Source organism: Litoreibacter albidus, assembly GCF_900107015.1.
Classification (GTDB): Bacteria; Pseudomonadota; Alphaproteobacteria; order Rhodobacterales; family Rhodobacteraceae; genus Litoreibacter; species Litoreibacter albidus.
Genome location: NZ_FNOI01000007.1, coordinates 55089 through 74059, shown reverse-complemented (window position 1 = coordinate 74059; position 18971 = coordinate 55089). Strand labels below are relative to the sequence as shown.

Here is an 18971-nt window from a genome sequence, read left to right as displayed (position 1 = left end):
ATGGACAAAATGACCGAAATGGTCGCTCACATGATTGGTATATTTCATACCGGCATTGAAGAAGCGCGTATGCGTGATGCCTACGATAAATTTAAGGCGCTCCAAGCGGCGGATCCCGACAGTGATCCTCTAGCCGCGCCCGGTCTTACTTTCCAAGCAAAGTATACACTTGATGGCTACACGCCCAACCTGCGGTATTCCGAGGGGCCGCCCATCGGTCCGGCCTCCGAGGTATCAAGCCCGTTCTTCGCAGACCTAACCGGCCTCTCCGCCGCCCTGCCCTTCATCAACGAAGCCCCTGCCAACTCGCTTTCTATCTACATGCAGATTACCGGCGGTGGCGGGCGTCCGCAGCTGATCCTTGATCCACCCGCCAGCGTCGCCGTTATCACCTCACAAGCCGCGTATCTGAGCGATAACGACATCTTAATGTTGGGCAACGGCGACACCATCTTCACCGACCCTGCTGAATTCTGGGAGCAGATTGCACAACTGCAGACTGTGGCGGCGGCCATCGGGGCACCGCTTGATGCGGACAGGCTTATCCCGGGGAAAACCGCAACCGAGGACGCAATAGCGCTCCACACGCTTGCAGGGGCCGCCACGGTGTCGACCCTGTCTGGTGTTACCGCCCATATGATGCACGGCGTCGATGCGATAGGCACACACGTCAACGGTGATGACACCGACGAACTGCCCACCCTTACTGACCTTTGGCCCGCGATCAAAACTGAGGATGACGATGTGCCAGACGATGAGGCGGATGGGCATGATTGGCCTGATCCCTTCGACGGGTTAAGCCCCGCCATGGGGGACGACACGATCCCCGAAATAGACGACGGGCACGCTGTGGTGGCCGGTGCAAACTCCCTGATCAACGAGGTCGCGATCTCCTCCGCGTGGCTCGACGCCCCCGTCATTTCGGTGATGGGCGACGTGGTCAAACTCAGCGTTGTCGCGCAGATCAATGTCCTGATGGATATCGACTACGGCACTTTCGCGGACGCGGGCACGTCCACCGTGATGAACGCGGTGACACATACAATCACGGCAACAACGCCGCCACTGGACGCCGAGGGTGACGCCGCGCCCCCACCCACGGGCTTGCCGTCGAATTGGGCCGTGACGCGGATTGAGGGTGACTTGATCAGCGTCAACCAGATCAGCCAGTACAGTTTCGTCACTGACAACGATCGCGCTGAAATCACGTTCAGTAGCGCCAACACCTACATCGGCTTGGGCGACAACACGGTGGTAAACCTGACCGACTTCGCCGAATTGGGGTTCGGCTACGACCTGATCATGATCGGTGGCAGCATGATATCCGTTGATTGGATCAGCCAAGTCAACGTGATGGTCGACAACGATACGGTGACCTATTCCGGCGACGTTGCGGGCGACTTTAGCGGCAGTGACAACCTGCTGTTCAACGGCGCGATCATCAATGCGGTGGGTGTCGACAGCTACGGCGAGATGCAGGACAACTTCGCTTCCGCCAGCGACAGTCTAGCAGATGGCGCACAATCCATTGGCACTGGCGTCGCGCATGACAGTGTCTTTGAGGGCGTTGAAATCCTGCGCGTGCTCTACATTGAGGGCGACCTGACCACCATCAACTGGATTGAGCAGACAAACATCTTGGGCGACTCCGATCAGGTGCATCTGGCGCTCGACAGCTTTGAGGCGGCCACGGGCACCAGCGCGACAGTCACCGCTGGCTCGAACTCCACGGTGAACATCGCCAGCATAAACACCTATGGCGTGGATTCCGAAGTGTCCGTGAACGGCGACGTGTACGACGACGCCTTGCTCTACCAAGCAGAGCTTATCGACACAAACGCGGATCCGCTGGGCGTCGACATGCCTGCTCTCGCGTCGGAGGCCGTCGCTTTTCTAGCCGACGACATGATGACCCCCGACATGGGCCCCGCCGATGCACCTATCACCGCAACCGCGTCCGAAAGCACCGCATCCTCTGATGTGATGCAGTCGATGTTGGCCTAACAGGATACCCAGTTCACATGACATTGAATGATACCAAGAGCTTCGCAAAAGCCGCGCCTGCATCTAAAACCCACGACGCCTCGCCCACCGCACGCAAAGCAGAACCACTGCCGCTGACGCCCGATTTGCGGGTCAACCCGCAAGACCCTCTTGCGTTCAAAAGCAAACGCAACGACGCGCCAATGCGCGCCAAAGGACTGGGCGGCGACCAGATCGAGGGGGACACAGGACCGATCCTGAAATCCGACGGCGGCGGCAAGCCCCCGACCTCCGATGGTGGTGGCAAAGGTGGCGGCGGCGGTGGTGGCGGGGGCACCCCCAGCTTTCACAAACGCGCAGCGCCCGACCAATTCGTCCAGCAACTTCATGCGGGCACGCGGATCGTCAGGCGCAATCTGTCCTTTGTAATGCTGCTGACATGCGCCACAAACTTGCTGGTACTGGCGATCCCTATCTATCTGTTTCAAATCTCTGACAGGGTGCTCACCAGTCGTTCGCTCGACACATTGGTAATGCTCACCACGGTGATTGTCGGCGCGGTGGTGTTGCAGGCGGTGTTTGACGCCGTGCGCAGGTTCATCTTGATGCGCACGGCGGTGGAGGTCGCGGTGCGCCTCGGCGCCCCCGTGCTAAGCGCGGCCGCCCACGCATCTTTGCAAGACAATGGACGCCAGTATCAGACCTTGGGCGACTTGCAGTTGCTACGGGGGTTCCTGACCTCCGGCACCTTGATCTCGTTTCTAGACGTGCCGTTCGCGCCGTTCTTCATCTTTGCGATTTTTCTCGTCCATCCGCATCTGGGCATGATCGTTGTCACTACTGCCGTGATCTTGATGGTCATTGCCATGATCAACCAAAAGGTCACTGCCAAGCCCTTTGCCGCCGCAAATCTGGCGCAGAGCAAGGCCAACATGCATCTGGATTCGATGACCCGCAACAGCCAGATCATTAATGCGCTGGCCATGGTTCCCGAGGCTGTAGCGCTCTGGGGTAAGGATACCGCAGACTCGTTGCGCTCCCAAGTCAGCGCGCAAGACCGCAACATCGCGTGGGCGGCGGTGTCCCGCGCCGCGCGTCTGCTTACGCAGATCGCCATGCTGGGCTGGGGGGCCTATCTGGCCATCCAAGGCGAGATCACCGGCGGCATGGTCATCGCGGCGTCGATCATCGCAGGCCGCGCCCTCGCGCCCATTGAGGGTGCTATTGAAGGCTGGAACGGTTTCATCATGTCGCGCTCTGCCTATGACAGGGTGCGCGCGCTGATGCATAACTCCGTGCAACGGTTTGAGAAGCTGGTTCTGCCAAACCCCGAGGGCCGCCTGAACGTAGAGCGGTTGCTTTTCGTCCCCTCCGGCACCAAGCAGGTGATCCTGAACGGGCTTACCTTCGGCCTGAACCCCGGTGAGTCCTTGGGCGTCATCGGCAACTCCGGCGCGGGGAAGACCACGCTGGGTAAAATGCTTGTGGGGTCGATCCTTCCCACTTCTGGCAACGTACGGCTTGATCTGATGGATTTGCGCAATTGGGATCCGCGCCAGCTTGGCGAAAACATCGGATACTTGCCGCAAGACGTGCAGCTGTTCCCCGGCTCCATCAAAGCAAACATCGCCCGCATGCGCGCCGGAGCCAGCGACGAGGACGTTCATCGCGCCGCCATGCTGGCCGACGTCCACGATATGATCGCGATGTTACCCCACGGCTATGAGACGATGGTGCAGGCCGACGGCTCCCCCCTGTCGGGCGGTCAGAAGCAGCGCATTGCGTTGGCCCGTGCGTTCTTTGGCAACCCGCGCCTGCTGGTGCTGGATGAGCCCAACTCGAACCTAGACACCGCGGGGGACCGCGCTTTGGCGAACGCAATTCAGCACGCGGGCCAGAACGGCATCACCGTTGTCGTCATCACCCAAAAGCCGTCCCTTCTTAGCGTGGTCGATAAGATCATGCTGATGGCGGATGGCAACATCGCGATGTTCGGCTACCGCCAGCAGGTGCTGCAACAACTTGCCCAGCGCAACCAGCAAAACGGCAACCTTCCCCCTGCACAAGGTGGGCAAAGCGGGCCAGGAGGCCAACCAAATGTCTAATGTCACCCTCCACACAGCCCCCGCCGAATGGTATGACGACGTCCCGCGGTCCGTCAGCAAGCACATGATCTTCGGGCTACTTCTGTTCGTCCTGTCTTTTGGTGGTTTCGGTGCGTGGGCCTTACGGGCCCCGTTGGCGGCCGCCGTTATCGCGCAAGGCAGCTTTGTAGCGACAGGCCGCAACAAGATTGTGCAGCACCTTGAGGGCGGCATCATTAACTCAATCCTTATTGAGGAAGGCGACACCGTCACCGCCGGCCAGCCAATCCTGCTACTGGACGAAACCGCTGCCTTAGCGACGGAACGCGAACTCTTCCTACGGCAGATCCGCCTAGAGGCGATGGAGGTACGCATTCTTGCGGAGCACAGCGGCGCGGAGCGACTTGTGTTCCCGCCACACATCGAAACCCTACGGTCTGATTTCAGCATTGCGTCCATGCTGGACAGCCAGAAAGTGACGTTCGACGCCGCCGCCCGCCAACTAAAAAACGATATCGTGCTACTTGAACAAAGCATCGAAGCCTTGACCGTTCGCTCCTCCGGCTACGGCTACCAGCTTGACGCAACCCGCACCCAGCTTGAAATTCTTCATGAGGATTTAGAGAGCAAGCAGGAACTGCTGGATCGTGGCCTGATCCGGCGCACGGAGGTCAACGCGCTCCGGCGTGCTATCGCAGAAGCCCAAGGTCAGGTCGGGCGTCTCACTGCGGAGATCAGCGAGATAACCGAGGTGACCAAGCGCTACGAGGCCCAGATCGCCCAGACCATCAGCGAACGGCAAAGTGCCGCGCTAGATGAGTTGCAACTTGTGCAATCAGAACTGGAAAGCGTCAGCGAGCAGGCCCGCCGCGCGGAGAACATACTGCGGCGCTCGGAGGTGTTAGCGCCGGTGTCTGGCACCGTTGTCACGCTGCATTATCACACCGCCGGCGGCGTTATTGAGAGCGGTAAGCCCATTGCGGAGATTTTGCCATCGGGCGAGCCGCTGATCATTGAGGCCAGCGTGCCGCGCACCGAAGTCGACGTCGTTCAGCAAGGGCAAATGGCCACCGTTCGCCTCACAGGGTTGAACGCACGCACGACGCCAATACTCGAGGGTCAGGTATTTTATGTCTCTGCCGATGCCATCCTCGACCGCCGCCAAGAGATGCCGCAGGAGGTGTACATCGCCCGCGTATCCGTGTCGCCAGAACAGCTGGACCGCGTTAGGGGCTTCTCCCCCACGCCGGGCATGCCCGCAGAGATCATGATTCAGACCGAAGCGCGGACGTTCTTTCAGTACTTGATGAAACCTATCACCGACAGCATGAACCGCGCGTTTAGGGAGCAGTAGTCGCCTACTGCCCCTTTTCGCTAGCTTTAACCGACAGTATTGAACTCTGGGCCGTAGGGGTAGCCCGTTATATTTTCGTTGCCATCTTCCGTGATGATCAGGATGTCATGCTCACGATATCCGCCTGCGCCTGCCGTCCCCTCGGGGATCGTCAGCATCGGCTCCATCGATATCACCATGCCGGCCTCTAACACGGTGTCGATATCCTCACGCAACTCCAGTCCCGCTTCGCGTCCGTAGTAATGCGACAGGATGCCGAAGGAATGGCCGTACCCAAAGGTGCGGTATTGCAGAAGATTGCGCTCCTCTAGGAACGCATTGATTTGTCCGGTAACCTGCGCGCAACTAACGCCCGGCTTCAACAGGCTCATCCCGTATTCATGCGCCGCCACATTGGCCTGCCAAACAGCAAGGCTTGCGGGGTCGACTGTGTCGACGAACAAGGTCCGCTCCAACGCGGTGTAGTAGCCACTGATCATCGGGAAGGCGTTCAGGCTCAAGATGTCGCCCGATTGCAGCGCACGCGACGTCACCGGATTATGCGCGCCATCGGTGTTGATGCCAGACTGGAACCACACCCAAGTGTCGCGGTATTCTGCGTCGGGGAAGCGCTTGGCGATCTCCAATTCCATCGCATCGCGCCCCGCCATGGCGACGTCAATTTCACGCACGCCAACCTTGACGGCATCCTTAATGGCATAGCCGCCCACGTCCGCAACCTGCGCGCAAGAACGGATCAACGACAGCTCCGCCGCAGATTTGTGCATCCGCTGGCGCATCGTCATTGGGGCCACGTCCACCAAGGCCTTTGGCGACAGGAAGTCCTCAAGAAGCGTGTGCTGCGCCAACGTAAGGTGATCGGCCTCATATCCGATGGCTTTTCCGGTCCCCGTCACCGACAAGATGGCGCGCCAGTAATTGTTCCGCTTCCAGTCGGTGTAGGTGATATTGTCGCCGAAGCTGCGCCGCCACGGCTGGGCCGCGTCGATCCCTGCGCTCATGGTGACGCAATCCTGATCCGTCACGACCAGCGCGTAGGGGCGGCCAAAGGCGCAATACAGGAAGCCGGAGTAATACGCGATGTTATGCATTGATGTGAAAACACAGGCATCAGCCCCCGCCGCCCGCATGTCCGCGCGAAGTTTCGAAAGGCGCGCCTCATACTCTTGCAGCGCGAAGGGGAGGGTCTTCTCTCCTTGGTGGAAACGGTAAAATTCTGGACGATCCATCGCAATGGCTCCTTCTGGGGTAAGCCGTTGCGCAGCGGGGGAGCCGGTCTCCCCCAGCCGTGCAAACGGCAAAGAAAAGTCCCGGCGTTCAGGAAGATGATAGTCAGGTTTGCAAAGTATTGCTGGCGACGCCATCGCCCACCCATACTTCTACATGCCCGAACATCCACCATTCTGGCAAGCGTCTTCAACGCCCCAGACTAACTGCGACGCTCGATCAGTTCGCGCACCGCCGCGACACGGGCAAACGCGGACCGCCCGCGCCGCGATATCAGCCATTGATCAATGAACCTGCGCTTACGCAGCGGCACTATGTCCAGCTTGTGTCGCTCGGAATACGCCTCAAGCCCCGACCGTGGCAGGATCGTGTACCCAAGCCCCCGTGCAACGGGGGCCGGAATTTGGCCGATCTGGTTGACGAACGTTCTAACCCGCAAGCTATCCGCCCCTTGATAGTCAGCGGCGAAATTCAACGACAACAGATCGTCCGCATAAGTATTCCCATCTGGATGGGCCACGAACCCGAGTTCATTAAGCTGGTGCAGGTTTAAGTCGGCGGTGTCATATCCCGCTGGCACCACGAGGCATAACTCCTCCGCCGTCAACGGACTCGCGTCCAAGCGCGGGTGGTCCGGCTTTGACGCGAGGACGCCCAGATCGAAATCACCGCTTAGTACGTCGCGCACGATGCTGGCCTGTGGGGCGGCGGTCAGTTGGATTACCAACTCGGGCGCCCGCGCCATATGGTCTAACAAGCGCGGGTAGGCCCAAAGCGCGAAGCTGCCCGAACAGCCGATGCTCACGGTGCCCGCATTGGGATTGTCCTGATCAATGGCGTCGCGCAATGCGCGTTCCTGCGTCCGCCGCGCCTTACCGACAGATAGGACCGCATCACCCGCTGGTGTCACAGTGAACGACTTGCCCTCTTGAGAGATTAACGGCTTGCCAACCTGCGCCTCCAGCTTGCGCAAATGCTGGGAAACACCTGGCTGCGTCATGCCCAGCCGCTCCGCCGTGTGGGTAAAGTGACCGACCTCACACAGGGTCGTGAAGGTTTCCAACCAAGTTGCGTTCAGCAAGGAAATTACCAATAGTTATGATTATAATCTGAAATGATAATTTTTTATCCAGACATGTTCCAGCTATTTTCGCCCCAAGTCACATTTAAAAGGAAACCACCATGACACCTACACCACGCTCTTTCTCGCACATCGGTTTGTCGGTCCCCGATCTAGACGCCGCTATCAAATTCTACAGCGACGTTTTAGGCTTCTACATCATCATGCAGCCCACCGAAGTTGTTGAGGACGACAGCGACATCGGGCAAATGTGTACTGACGTTTTCGGACCTGGTTGGAGCCAGTTGCGTATTGCGCACCTCGCCACCGCTGATCGCATCGGAATCGAGCTATTCGAAATGGAAGGCAACCATGCCCCAGATAACAACCTGAACTTCAAGCAACACGGGATGTTCCACTTCGCCATCCAAGACCCGAACCTAGAGGACCTGCTGGAGAAAATCGTCGCCGCCGGTGGCAAACAACGTATGCCGGTGCGCACTTACTTCCCCGACGAAAAACCTTACCGCATGGTCTACGTCGAGGACCCCTTCGGAATCGTGTTTGAACTCTACAGCCACAGCTACGAGCTTACCTATTCAGGTGGCGCGTACTCGTGAGAACAAAAATCCACCTTGGTTGAAAATTAATTTCATTTAGTGCGACGGAAACGGTGGGCCGCAACGTTCAATCCCCCGAACAGTCGCGGGATACGTTGAGAATGAAGAAACCTTTGGTGCTTATCGCTTCAGCAGCCTTTGTTGCTGGCGCGTATATTTGGTCGTTCGGTGTTCCGGCGTCTGTGTCGCCCTTTATCGGGGCCGAAACGGAAACCCCCGCGGCGAGCAACACCAGACCTGCTGGGCGGCGCGGTGGCGGTGCCACCTCCGTCGTTCTCACCCCGCTCACTTTGATGCCGTATGGGGACACCTTGCACGCCGTCGGCAGCGCTAAAGCCCTGCAAAGCGCGACGGTAACGTCAGATGTGTCCGGCAAAATCACGGCGCTGAACCTCACACCGAACACGCAGGTATCTCAGGGCGATAGCTTGGTGCAACTTGACGACCGTGTAGAGCGCCTCAATCTGGAAAAAGCCGAAGGAGAGCTGGCACAAGCTCGCGACGCGGTTTCCCGCTACGAACGCCTTCGCGCGACAGGTAACGCCACGGTATCCGACGTTGCGATTTCAGATGCACGTTTGGCCCAACAACTGGCAGAGGTGAACGTAGGCCTTGCGCAACTTGCGCTCGATGACCGCACGGTTCTGGCACCCATCTCGGGCACCTTGGGCTTGAGTGACCTCAACGTTGGCGACACACTGGGCGCAGGCATGGCCATCGTCACGATTGATAACGCAGATGCTCTGATCGTTGATTTTGAATTGCCCGAACGCTCCATCGCGCTGCTTGCCAAGGGGCGCGAGGTTTTGCTGGGGACACCGTCACTTACGGGCCGGGTATTCACCGGGCACATCACGTCTTTTGACAGTCGCATCGACCCCACCACCCGCAGTGTTAGCGTCGAAGCCCGCGTTGAAAACGCGGACGGCGATCTATGGCCTGGCATGACCTTCTCCGTTCGCCTGATTGACCAAACCGCGCCCATGGCGGCCCTGCCCTCGACAGCGGTAACTTGGTCGCGTGACGGGGCCCGCATCTGGGTTGCGCAGGACGGCACTGCCGTCCAACAACCCATCACCATTGTGCACCGCCGCAATGACCTTGTGTGGCTCGACGTAGATGTACCCGCCGGAACGATGGTCGTCACCGAGGGGGCGCAAAAAATGCGCGCGGGGGCGAAAATCATGGATGTGGGTGACCACGCCGCCGAAGAACAAGTTCCGCAAGCGGAACGGGTGAATGCACCGGCCCGACCCTCCGCCCCCCCATCCAGCGAGCAACCGACATGAGCGCGCCAGCCCTGAAACGCGCCGTCAGGGGCATGGCCGACCTCTTCGTCGCCCGCCCTATTTTTGGCATCGTGATTAACCTGCTCATCCTCATCGCAGGGTTGGCGGCGCTGAACTCCGTTGACGTGCGTGAAATGCCGAATGTTGATCAGCCGGTTATTTCAGTGCGCACAACCTATGAGGGCGCCGTGCCCTCAACCGTAGATCAGGAAATAACGCAGGTTTTAGAGGACGCGTTAAACGCGCTTGAGGGGCTGTCCTATATTGAATCCTCTTCCAGTACCGGCTCCAGCCGCATCACCATCGACCTGTCCGAGGGCACAGACATCGATGTCGCCGCGAACGAGGCTCGGGAGATCGTAGCCGCCACAATGCGGCAATTGCCTGACGATCTTGAAGACGACCCAAGCGTGTCAAAAAGTGACAGCAACGCCGACGCCATCATTCGCCTCGCTATTATGGGGGATGCGACACTCGACGAAATGACCGCATTGGCGGAGGGGGCGATCTACGACCGGCTCTCCCTGATTGACGGCATTTCCGAGGTCACGGTGCGCGGCAACCGCGCCAACGAATTCCGCGTTACGTTGAATATCCCATCGTTGCTAAGCCGTGGCTTGACCGTGTTCGACGTCACCGATGCCTTGAACGATCTGCGCGACGACACTCCGCTTGGGTCGCTAGAGAGCACATCCCAGACCTTGGCTCTGCGGGTGGGCAATGCCGAAGTGACCGCCCAAAGCATCGGCCAGATATCCATCAATGCGCAAACCCGTGTGGCGGACGTTGCGTTCGTTCAGTTGGTGCCCGAGGATTCCGACGTCAGTTCGCGCGTGAACGGGCAGACAGCAATCGGAATCGACATCAGCCGCCAATCTGCGGGCAACACGCTTGAGATATCGAAGGATGTGCGCGCCGCAGTCACGGAGCTTCAAGCGGGGTTGCCCGACGGCATAGACCTGTTGATCACGTCCGATGACGGTGTCTTCATTGAAGGGGCGATGAGCGAGGTCGTGAAATCCATCGGCATGGCCACCGCCATCGTGATCTTGGTCATCTTCGCCTTTCTGCGCTCTCCCAGCGCCACCTTTATTCCCGCCGTCACAATTCCAGTGGCGCTTGTCGGGACTATCGCCGCAATCTGGATCACGGGATTTTCGGTCAATACGATCAGTTTGCTGGCGCTGGTGTTGGCCACGGGGATGGTCGTGGACGACGCAATTGTCGTGGTCGAAAACATCGTGCGCAAACGCAAACAGGGGCTGGGCGCGTATGCAGCAGCCGCCTCCGGCACCAATGAGGTGTTCTTTGCCGTAATCTCGACCACCGCAACACTGGCAGCGGTCTTCATCCCTATCTCCTTCCTGCCGGGGCAGGCTGGTGGCGTGTTCAGTGAGTTTGGTTTCGTTCTGGCCTTCGCGGTCACGCTGTCCTCCATCGCCGCGCTGACCTTGGCGCCCGTTTTGGCTGCCTTCCTTGATCCAGGCAAAGGCAAGGTGACGCATGAGGCATCCCCCAGCGCCCCAAGCAAGCTCGCGCGCGGGTTTGACTGGGTCATGGATCAAGCCATCCGCGCGCCTCTTGTGGTGCTGGCCATCGGCATAGGGTTTGCGATCATCGCCGCCGGTGCCGCAAACACGTTATCATCCAGCATCACCCCGACAGAGGACCGCGGGTTCTTCTTGATACAAGCACGCGGCGCGCCAGATACGACCGTCGACTACCTCGACACGCAAGTCGCACAGATCGAAGAAATCCTAACCCCTTTCCGCGAAAGCAACGAGATCAGCGCCGTGCAAAGCATCATCGGCGTCGGCGGCGGGACCAGCGCGTTCATCATCGTGCGCCTTCCGGACTGGAGCACCCGAGACAGATCGCAGCAAGACATCATCGCCGACATCAGCGCGCAACTAAACACGGTGCCCGGTGTGCAAGTCGCGGCGCGCTCCACCAACAGCCTCAACATTCGGGGTGCCGGTCGGGGCCTGCAATTTGCCGTAACCGGCACCAACGTCGACGCCATGACCGACGCGGCCGACGCGCTCGTCGCAGCCATGGCCCGCGACGATATGTTCACCAATCCGCAGCTCTCAGGCGATAGTGTTCAGTCACAGTATGAAGTCCGCGTTGACGAAGAGATGTCCAGCGTCTTCGGCCTTAGCGAGGCGGAGATTACCCAGACAATAAGTGCCATGACCCAAGGTCGTGTCGCCGTCAGCGTGTTCAACAACGATACTGAAACCGACGTGCGCGTGATCCCCGGTGGGCCACCAATCAATGACCCGTCCGATCTTGAGGCCATTTTCTTACGCTTGCCAAGTGGCGCATACATCCCGCTCTCCGCCGCGGCGACCCTGACCCCAGTGGTCAGCCAGTCAACGATCACGCGGCAGGCGGGCTCTTTAGCGGTGTCCGTGCAATCCAACCTCTCCCCCGGCGTGGACCTTGGCACCGCGATGGCGCGCCTAACAGAGCTGGCGAACGAGAACCTCCCCGACACGATGGGTATCGCATTCACCGGCGAGGCCGCCGCGCTAGGGGACAGCCAATCCGGCATGTACATGGTCTTCGGGGTGGCGTTTATCGTGGTGTTCCTTGTTCTTGCCGCCCAGTTTGAAAGCTTCGCCAGCGCCTTAGTGATTATGCTCACCGTGCCTTTCGGGCTGGCTGCCGCGCTTTTGGCGATATCAATCACTGGCGGCACGTTGAACTACTACAGCCAAATCGGTTTGGTGATGTTGATCGGCGTAATGGCCAAGAACGGCATCCTGATCGTCGAATTCGCCAACCAGCTACGAGAAGCAGGCCAAGATATCGACAGTGCGATCCGTGATGCGCTGCGGCTGCGCATTCGCCCTGTGATGATGACGATGGTGTCCACCGTGTTCGGGGGCTTGCCGCTGATCCTGACGTCAGGCGCAGGCGCGGAGGCCCGCATCGCCGTCGGTTGGGTGATCGTCGGCGGGCTTGGCTTCGCGACAGTGTTCACCCTGTTTTTGACGCCGGTGTTCTATCGCTGGGTTGCGGTCTGGGGGGCAGCGCCTGGTATGGCGTCGCGTCGCCTACACAATGAGCAGGCCGCCGGCGAAGCGACTATTTAAACTCCATACGGCACCTTTCCACCGCCCAATTCTTGGGCGAAGACCGGCAATCGCGCCTAATAACGTGGCGACCGGTCCGTTTCGCTGTGACGATGGCCGCCCAGATTTGCCCTACCTGCTGCGGCGCAGCAACGATCACACATCCCCAGACGTCGAATCGAGACACTTTGGGAATGGGGGTGTGTGACGACCGGTAGAATTGGACCTCAGCCAGCCGCCACACGATTTGCAACACTTACGCTGCAGGGCGTAGCTAAGACGCGTGTGTTCCAAGAACAAGCCCGCGCTGGCTCCCCTGCTTGGAGAGACCACATGAAAACGACCACTGCTCTTGCCTCGGCGCTTACGTTAGCGACCGCCCTGCCCGCACTCGCGGCGGACTGCACCGTAAAAGTCGGCGTCTTACACTCGCTGTCTGGCACAATGGCTATTTCGGAAACGACACTCAAAGACACCATGCTGATGCTGATTGATCAGCAAAACGCCAAAGGCGGCGTATTGGGCTGCGAACTGGAGGCCGTGGTCGTCGACCCTGCATCGGACTGGCCGCTGTTCGCCGAAAAAGCGCGCGAGTTGCTCACCGTGCAAGAGGTAGACGTGATCTTCGGCAACTGGACGAGCGTAAGTCGAAAGTCGGTGCTGCCCGTAATTGAGGAGCTGAACGGCCTGCTGTTCTACCCCGTGCAATACGAGGGCGAAGAAAGCTCCAAGAACGTGTTCTATACTGGTGCCGCGCCAAACCAGCAGGCTATCCCAGCGACTGACTACTTCCTTGAGGAGCTAGGCATCGAGAAATTTGCGCTGCTCGGCACCGATTACGTGTACCCGCGTACCACCAACAACATTCTGGAATCCTACCTGCAGTCTAAAGACATCGCCAAAGACGATATCTTTGTGAACTACACCCCCTTCGGTCACTCCGACTGGTCCAAGATCGTGGCTGACGTTGTCGCTCTTGGCGCAGACGGCAAGAAGGTCGGCGTTATCTCCACAATCAACGGCGATGCGAACATCGGTTTCTACAAAGAGCTGGCCGCCGCCGGTATCTCTGCCGACGACATCCCTGTGGTGGCCTTCTCTGTCGGCGAGGAGGAGCTTTCCGGTCTGGATACCGCCAACCTCGTAGGGCACCTCGCGGCATGGAATTACTTCCAGTCCGCCGAGACGGACACCAACGCCGAATGGATCGCCGCGTGGAAAGAGCGCATGGGCGCAGACCGTGTGACCAATGACCCGATGGAAGCGCATTACATCGGCTTCAACATGTGGGTAAACGCGGTTGAGGCTGCAGGCACTGCCGATGTCGATGCTGTCCGCACGGCGATGTACGGCCAAGAATTCCCGAACCTGACCGGCGGCACGGCCGTGATGCTGGCGAACCACCATCTGGCGAAGCCGGTGTTGATCGGCGAGATCACTGAAGACGGCCAGTTCGATATTGTCAGCCAAACCACTGAAGTCGCAGGTGATGCATGGACCGACTTCCTGCCGGAATCCGCCAAGCTGACCTCCGATTGGAAGGATCTTGGCTGCGGCATGTACAACACCGAGACAAAATCCTGCGTGCAGACATTGTCCAACTACTAAGTCCCCCAGACCGGAGGGCGCATGGTTATTGCGCCCTCCCCCTTTGACCTTCCCGAAAGCCCCAGTCTTATGAAGACCTTGCTTCTGGCAGCCCTCGCCGCGCTGCTGTTGACCAATGCTGCCCCCGCCCAAACCACGCCCGTGCAGGACATTTTGCAAAGCCAAAGCGACCTGATCATGAAAAGTTCTCGGCGCACCATCGGGCCAGCCATTGACGCAATCGCAGACAGCGGACTGCCGCAGATGCAGTCCGTATTGGAGGCTTGGCGCGCCAAAGACATGTGGCAGCGCAAGTCGGATGGGCTGTTCTTCGCCGCCAGCAAAAACGACGACGGCACGCTTAAGCTGCGCAGTTTTGAGGACAACGCCGTCGTAGGCGACGTCGCAAGAAATACGCTGATCCAGTTAAAACCTAACAGCGGCATCCGCGCGATGATCGCCACCGCGCTGGTGCAGTTCCAACTCTCCGACCCGGATCCAACAAAGCGCCACGCGGCATTAGACTCGATTTCGCGCGATCCGGACGCGGCCCTGCTGGCACCGCTCCGCGCCTCCATCAACGGGGAAGACGACGCCGCCTTGCTGGCCCGCAAGACACGCCTGAACAATTTGATGACGATGACATATGACCCTGATGAGGCCAGCCGCGTCGCGGCTATCAATGCAATGGCAGGCGATCTGGGGCTGGACTTTCGCGGGACGCTGAACCCGCTGCTGATCACCAAGATGACAGTTGCGAAGACAGGCACAACGCCCGATGCAAATGTCGCAGCACAGCTTACGCCCGGCACTGACGCGCTTTCGCGCAGCGCAGCCTACGCGATCTTGGTCGATGCTGGGCTTGCTCCACCACTCGTCACCCAGGATGCGCGCGACGACGCGCTTCGGGCGAACATCGTGGCGGGCTATGTCGCCGACACGCCGGTTGCCCAACTCTCCACCGAAGCCAAACGCGATGCCGCATATGACGCCCTAGCGGCGCAAAGTTTGGCCGCGCCACGCGTCACCGACACGGACATCACAGTGCGCCTATCAGAGCACCAGTTCTTTGAGGTCTACGCGGAACCGTCCCCTGCCGTCACAACCGCGGCCAAAGCCGCGTTGGCGAAATCCGAAAGCCGCGTTGCAGCCAGCCAAATGGTGGATTTGGGCCTTGACGCCTTGTCGCTGGCGTCGATTTACTTCCTAGCGGCCATCGGCCTTGCCATCACTTTCGGCGTCATGGGCGTCATCAACATGGCGCACGGCGAATTTATCATGTTGGGGGCCTACACCGGATATGTGGTGCAGCTGTTCGTCCCCAACCACACGCTGTCCATCATCATTGCTGTGCCCATGGCCTTTGCCGTCACATTTGCCGCCGGTGTCGCCTTGGAACGGCTGGTGATCCGTTGGCTCTACCACCGTCCGCTGGAGACACTGCTCGCAACGTTCGGCGTCTCCATTGCCCTGCAACAACTGGCGAAAAACATCTTCGGCACGCAGGCCCGCCCGCTGACCTCCCCTACGTGGCTTGATGGGGCTTGGGCAATCAATGACGTTGTTTCCATCAGTTACATTCGCATCGCCATTTTCATTCTGGCGCTCATGTTTTTGGGGCTGTTTTTGTTCATCATGCGGCGTACCCGCCTTGGTTTGGAGACACGTGCGGCGACCCAAAACCCGCGCATGGCGTCAAGCATGGGGATCAACACGGACCGTGTGAACATGCTCACCTTCGGGCTTGGCTCCGGCATCGCAGGCATCGCGGGCGTGGCCATCGGATTGTTCGCCAAAGTCACTTCCGAGATGGGCGGGGACTACATCGTGCAGAGCTTCATGACAGTGGTTGTGGGCGGCGTTGGCAACATCTGGGGCACCCTCGCGGGGGCGGCCATGATCGGCGGGTTTCAGAAAGGTGTGGAGTGGTTGAACCCCTCCAACACGCTGGCCGCGCAGACCTACATGATCGTCTTTATCATCATCTTCATTCAATTTCGGCCAAGGGGCATCATCGCCCTCAAGGGCCGTGCGGCAGGGGATTGAACCCATGAACAGATCCTTCATTGCACGCAATCCTTCAGTGCTCGTCTTCCTCTCATTGCTCGCCCTGTTCACGCTCACCGTCTCGGTGCTGGCCGAGGGCTTTGGTGTCGGGCTTATCTCCACCAGCTTCGTCAAAACGCTGGGCAAGACACTTTGCCTGTGCCTCATCGCAGTCGCGATGGATTTGATCTGGGGCTACACCGGCATCTTGTCCCTCGGCCACTTCGCATTCTTCGGGTTGGGCGGGTATATGATCGGCATGTGGCTCATGTACGAGCGCACCCGTCAGATAGTTGTGACCTCCCTCGCCGATGGGGTCTTGCCGCCAACGCCCGAGGAAGTAGAGGCCGCAATCGGCAACCAGATTTTTGGCGTGGTCGGCAGCAGTGACTTCCCGCTGATCTGGGCCTTTGCAGACAGCCTAACGCTGCAGCTCGCGCTCGTGGTGATCGTGCCCGGAGTGCTGGCGCTGGTGTTCGGTTGGCTCGCCTTTCGCAGCCGCGTGACTGGCGTGTACCTGTCAATCCTCACGCAGGCGATGACCCTTGGCTTGTCACTGTACCTGTTTCAAAACGCCAGCGGCCTGCGTGGCAACAACGGGTTGTCCGGCCTGCAAAACCTACCGGGCATCACGGCCCCGCAATCGGCGGTATCTTTGTGGTTTTTCTGGGCGTCTGCGCTGGCGCTCGGCTTGGGCTACCTTTTGGTAGCATGGGTGGTGTCGGGCAAGTTCGGCTCCGTCATTCGTGGCATCCGCGACAACGAGGCGCGCGTGCGCTTCCTTGGGTATTCTGTGGAGAGCTACAAGCTGGCAGTGTTCACCCTGACGGCCTGTATTTCCGGCATCGCGGGGGCGCTCTACTACCCGCAGGCCGGCATCATCAACCCCGCAGAAGTTGCGCCTATCGCGTCGATCTATCTGGCGGTTTGGGTTGCCATCGGCGGGCGTGGGCGGCTCTACGGTGCGGTGATCGGGACGGCCTTCGTCAGCCTTGTCTCAAGCTGGTTCACCGGCGGTCAGGCACCTGACATCAACCTTGGGTTCTACACGGTGAAATGGGTCGATTGGTGGTTGATCCTGCTGGGCCTCAGCTTCGTACTGGTCACGCTCTATGCCCCGCGTGGGATGAGCGGGCTCATCGACGCGCTGCCCCGCAGAAAGGGAGAGGACGCATGAGCACCCTTTTAGAAGTGTCAGGCGTCACCGTCAGCTTTGACGGTTTCCGCGCCATCAATAACCTGTCCTTCCAGATCGGTCGGGCGGAGCTGCGCGCGGTGATCGGTCCGAACGGTGCGGGCAAGACGACTTTCATGGACATAGTGACCGGCAAAACCCGCCCCGACGACGGCCATATCCTGTGGGGCGATAAAAGCATCTCGCTCGTTGGCATGTCTGAGGCGAAGATCGTACAGGCTGGGATTGGTCGCAAGTTTCAAAAACCCACGGTGTTCGAGGATCAAAGCGTGCAAGAAAATCTGCTTATGGCGCTGCGCAAAAACCGCAGCCCCTTGTCTGTTTTGTTCTACCGCCCCAACGCCGCCGACCTTGCCCGCGTCGCTGAACTTGCCGCTGAGATAGGGTTAGACGATGCGCTGCTGCGCCTATCGGGGGAGTTGAGCCACGGCCAAAAGCAGTGGTTGGAAATCGGTATGCTTCTCGCGCAAGATCCGCGCCTGTTGCTCGTCGATGAACCCGCCGCAGGGATGACCCCCGCAGAGCGTGAGAAAACCACCACCATCCTCAAGGAAGCCGCGAAAACCCGCGCGGTCGTCGTAGTGGAGCACGATATGGAGTTCGTGCGCCGTCTGAATTGCAAAGTCACCGTGCTGCACGAAGGCGCAGTGTTGGCCGAGGGATCCTTGGATCACGTGACCAAAAACCAAGACGTCATTGACGTCTATCTGGGGCGATAGAACATGCTGAAGATCGAGAACCTAACGCTGCATTACGGCAACTCGCAAATCCTGCACGACGTATCCATGACCGCTGATCTGGGCGCCGTCACCTGTGTGATGGGGACCAACGGCGTCGGCAAAACCAGCCTGCTTAAAGCGATCTCCGGCACGCATCCCCGTTCTGGCGGAACTGTGGTTCTTGACGGTCAGGATGTGGGGCACCCGCCTGCCTACGACCTCGCGAAAATGGGTGTCGGATATGTGCCGCAGGGCCGTGACATATTCCCGCTCATGACGGTACGAGAGAACTTGCAAACTGGCTTTGCATGCCTGCCCAAGTCCGAGCATTTCATCCCCGACGACATTTTCGACCTGTTTCCCGTCCTGAAGAAGATGGAAAACCGCCGTGGCGGCGACCTGTCGGGCGGCCAGCAACAGCAACTGGCGATCGCCCGCGCCCTGATCACCAAACCCAAACTGCTGCTCCTGGATGAGCCAACGGAGGGCATTCAACCCAACATCATCCAGCAAATCGGCGAGGTGATCCGCCTGCTTCGCGACAGAGGCACACTGGCCATCGTGCTGGTGGAGCAATACTTCGACTTCGCAGTTGAACTGGCCGATCAAGTGGTTGTCTTACGGCGCGGCGCGGTGATCGAAAACGTAGCCAAACGGGACGTGGACCGCGCGCAGCTGCTGTCACTGGTGTCAGTGTAACAACCGCCTCCCCCAACGCGATGCATCC

General features: G+C 59.4%; 13 protein-coding genes. 11 read left to right on the top strand and 2 right to left on the bottom strand.

Annotated features, from left to right (window positions below):
- From BLW66_RS14620 to BLW66_RS14610, 3 genes are read left to right on the top strand one after another with little or no spacing between them, the layout of a single operon-like run.
- Window positions 1-2004: a hypothetical protein gene (locus BLW66_RS14620; protein WP_089947901.1), complete on the top strand. Its 2004-nt coding sequence runs from the start codon at window positions 1-3 to the stop codon at window positions 2002-2004.
- A gap of 17 nt (window positions 2005-2021) precedes the next feature.
- Entirely contained in the window at window positions 2022-4088 is a 2067-nt protein-coding gene (locus BLW66_RS14615) for a type I secretion system permease/ATPase (protein WP_089947900.1), read from the top strand.
- Window positions 4081-5421 carry an HlyD family type I secretion periplasmic adaptor subunit gene (locus BLW66_RS14610; RefSeq protein ID WP_089947899.1) on the top strand — a complete coding sequence of 447 codons (1341 nt, stop codon included), beginning with the start codon at window positions 4081-4083 and terminating at the stop codon, window positions 5419-5421. The genes BLW66_RS14615 and BLW66_RS14610 overlap by 8 nt, the downstream gene beginning before the upstream one ends.
- Window positions 5422-5447: 26 nt before the next feature.
- Here BLW66_RS14610 and BLW66_RS14605 read toward each other — a convergent pair whose 3' ends face one another.
- Together BLW66_RS14605 and BLW66_RS14600 are read right to left on the bottom strand one after the other, a co-directional pair.
- On the bottom strand, window positions 5448-6650 hold the full coding sequence (locus BLW66_RS14605; RefSeq protein WP_089947898.1) for an aminopeptidase P family protein: 1203 nt from the start codon (window positions 6648-6650) through the stop codon (window positions 5448-5450).
- Window positions 6651-6850: 200 nt separating this feature from the next.
- A complete protein-coding gene (locus BLW66_RS14600; protein ID WP_089947897.1) occupies window positions 6851-7729 on the bottom strand; it encodes a LysR family transcriptional regulator in 879 nt (292 codons plus the stop codon).
- Between the two features lie 101 nt (window positions 7730-7830).
- Here BLW66_RS14600 and BLW66_RS14595 point away from each other — a divergent pair, with 101 nt between their 5' ends.
- From BLW66_RS14595 to urtE, 8 genes are all read left to right on the top strand, one after another.
- Window positions 7831-8328 carry a lactoylglutathione lyase family protein gene (locus tag BLW66_RS14595; RefSeq protein ID WP_089947896.1) on the top strand — a complete coding sequence of 166 codons (498 nt, stop codon included), beginning with the start codon at window positions 7831-7833 and terminating at the stop codon, window positions 8326-8328.
- Between the two features lie 101 nt (window positions 8329-8429).
- Complete coding sequence (locus tag BLW66_RS14590; RefSeq protein WP_089947895.1) at window positions 8430-9617, top strand: efflux RND transporter periplasmic adaptor subunit; 1188 nt, start codon at window positions 8430-8432, stop codon at window positions 9615-9617.
- A complete protein-coding gene (locus tag BLW66_RS14585; protein ID WP_089947894.1) occupies window positions 9614-12718 on the top strand; it encodes an efflux RND transporter permease subunit in 3105 nt (1034 codons plus the stop codon). Before BLW66_RS14590 ends, BLW66_RS14585 begins: the two co-directional genes overlap by 4 nt.
- A 312-nt stretch (window positions 12719-13030) precedes the next feature.
- Window positions 13031-14305, top strand: a complete 1275-nt coding sequence (gene urtA, locus BLW66_RS14580) for an urea ABC transporter substrate-binding protein (protein WP_089947893.1) — start codon at window positions 13031-13033, stop codon at window positions 14303-14305.
- A gap of 69 nt (window positions 14306-14374) precedes the next feature.
- Window positions 14375-16330 carry an urea ABC transporter permease subunit UrtB gene (urtB, locus tag BLW66_RS14575; RefSeq protein ID WP_089947999.1) on the top strand — a complete coding sequence of 652 codons (1956 nt, stop codon included), beginning with the start codon at window positions 14375-14377 and terminating at the stop codon, window positions 16328-16330.
- A gap of 4 nt (window positions 16331-16334) precedes the next feature.
- The gene (gene urtC / locus BLW66_RS14570; RefSeq protein ID WP_089947892.1) at window positions 16335-17507 is read left to right on the top strand and encodes an urea ABC transporter permease subunit UrtC; all 1173 of its coding nucleotides are present in this window, start codon (window positions 16335-16337) and stop codon (window positions 17505-17507) included.
- Complete coding sequence (urtD, locus tag BLW66_RS14565) at window positions 17504-18244, top strand: urea ABC transporter ATP-binding protein UrtD (protein WP_089947891.1); 741 nt, start codon at window positions 17504-17506, stop codon at window positions 18242-18244. Before urtC ends, urtD begins: the two co-directional genes overlap by 4 nt.
- Before the next feature lie 3 nt (window positions 18245-18247).
- Entirely contained in the window at window positions 18248-18943 is a 696-nt protein-coding gene (gene urtE / locus BLW66_RS14560; RefSeq protein WP_089947890.1) for an urea ABC transporter ATP-binding subunit UrtE, read from the top strand.
- The last annotated feature ends 28 nt before the right edge of the window (window positions 18944-18971 follow it).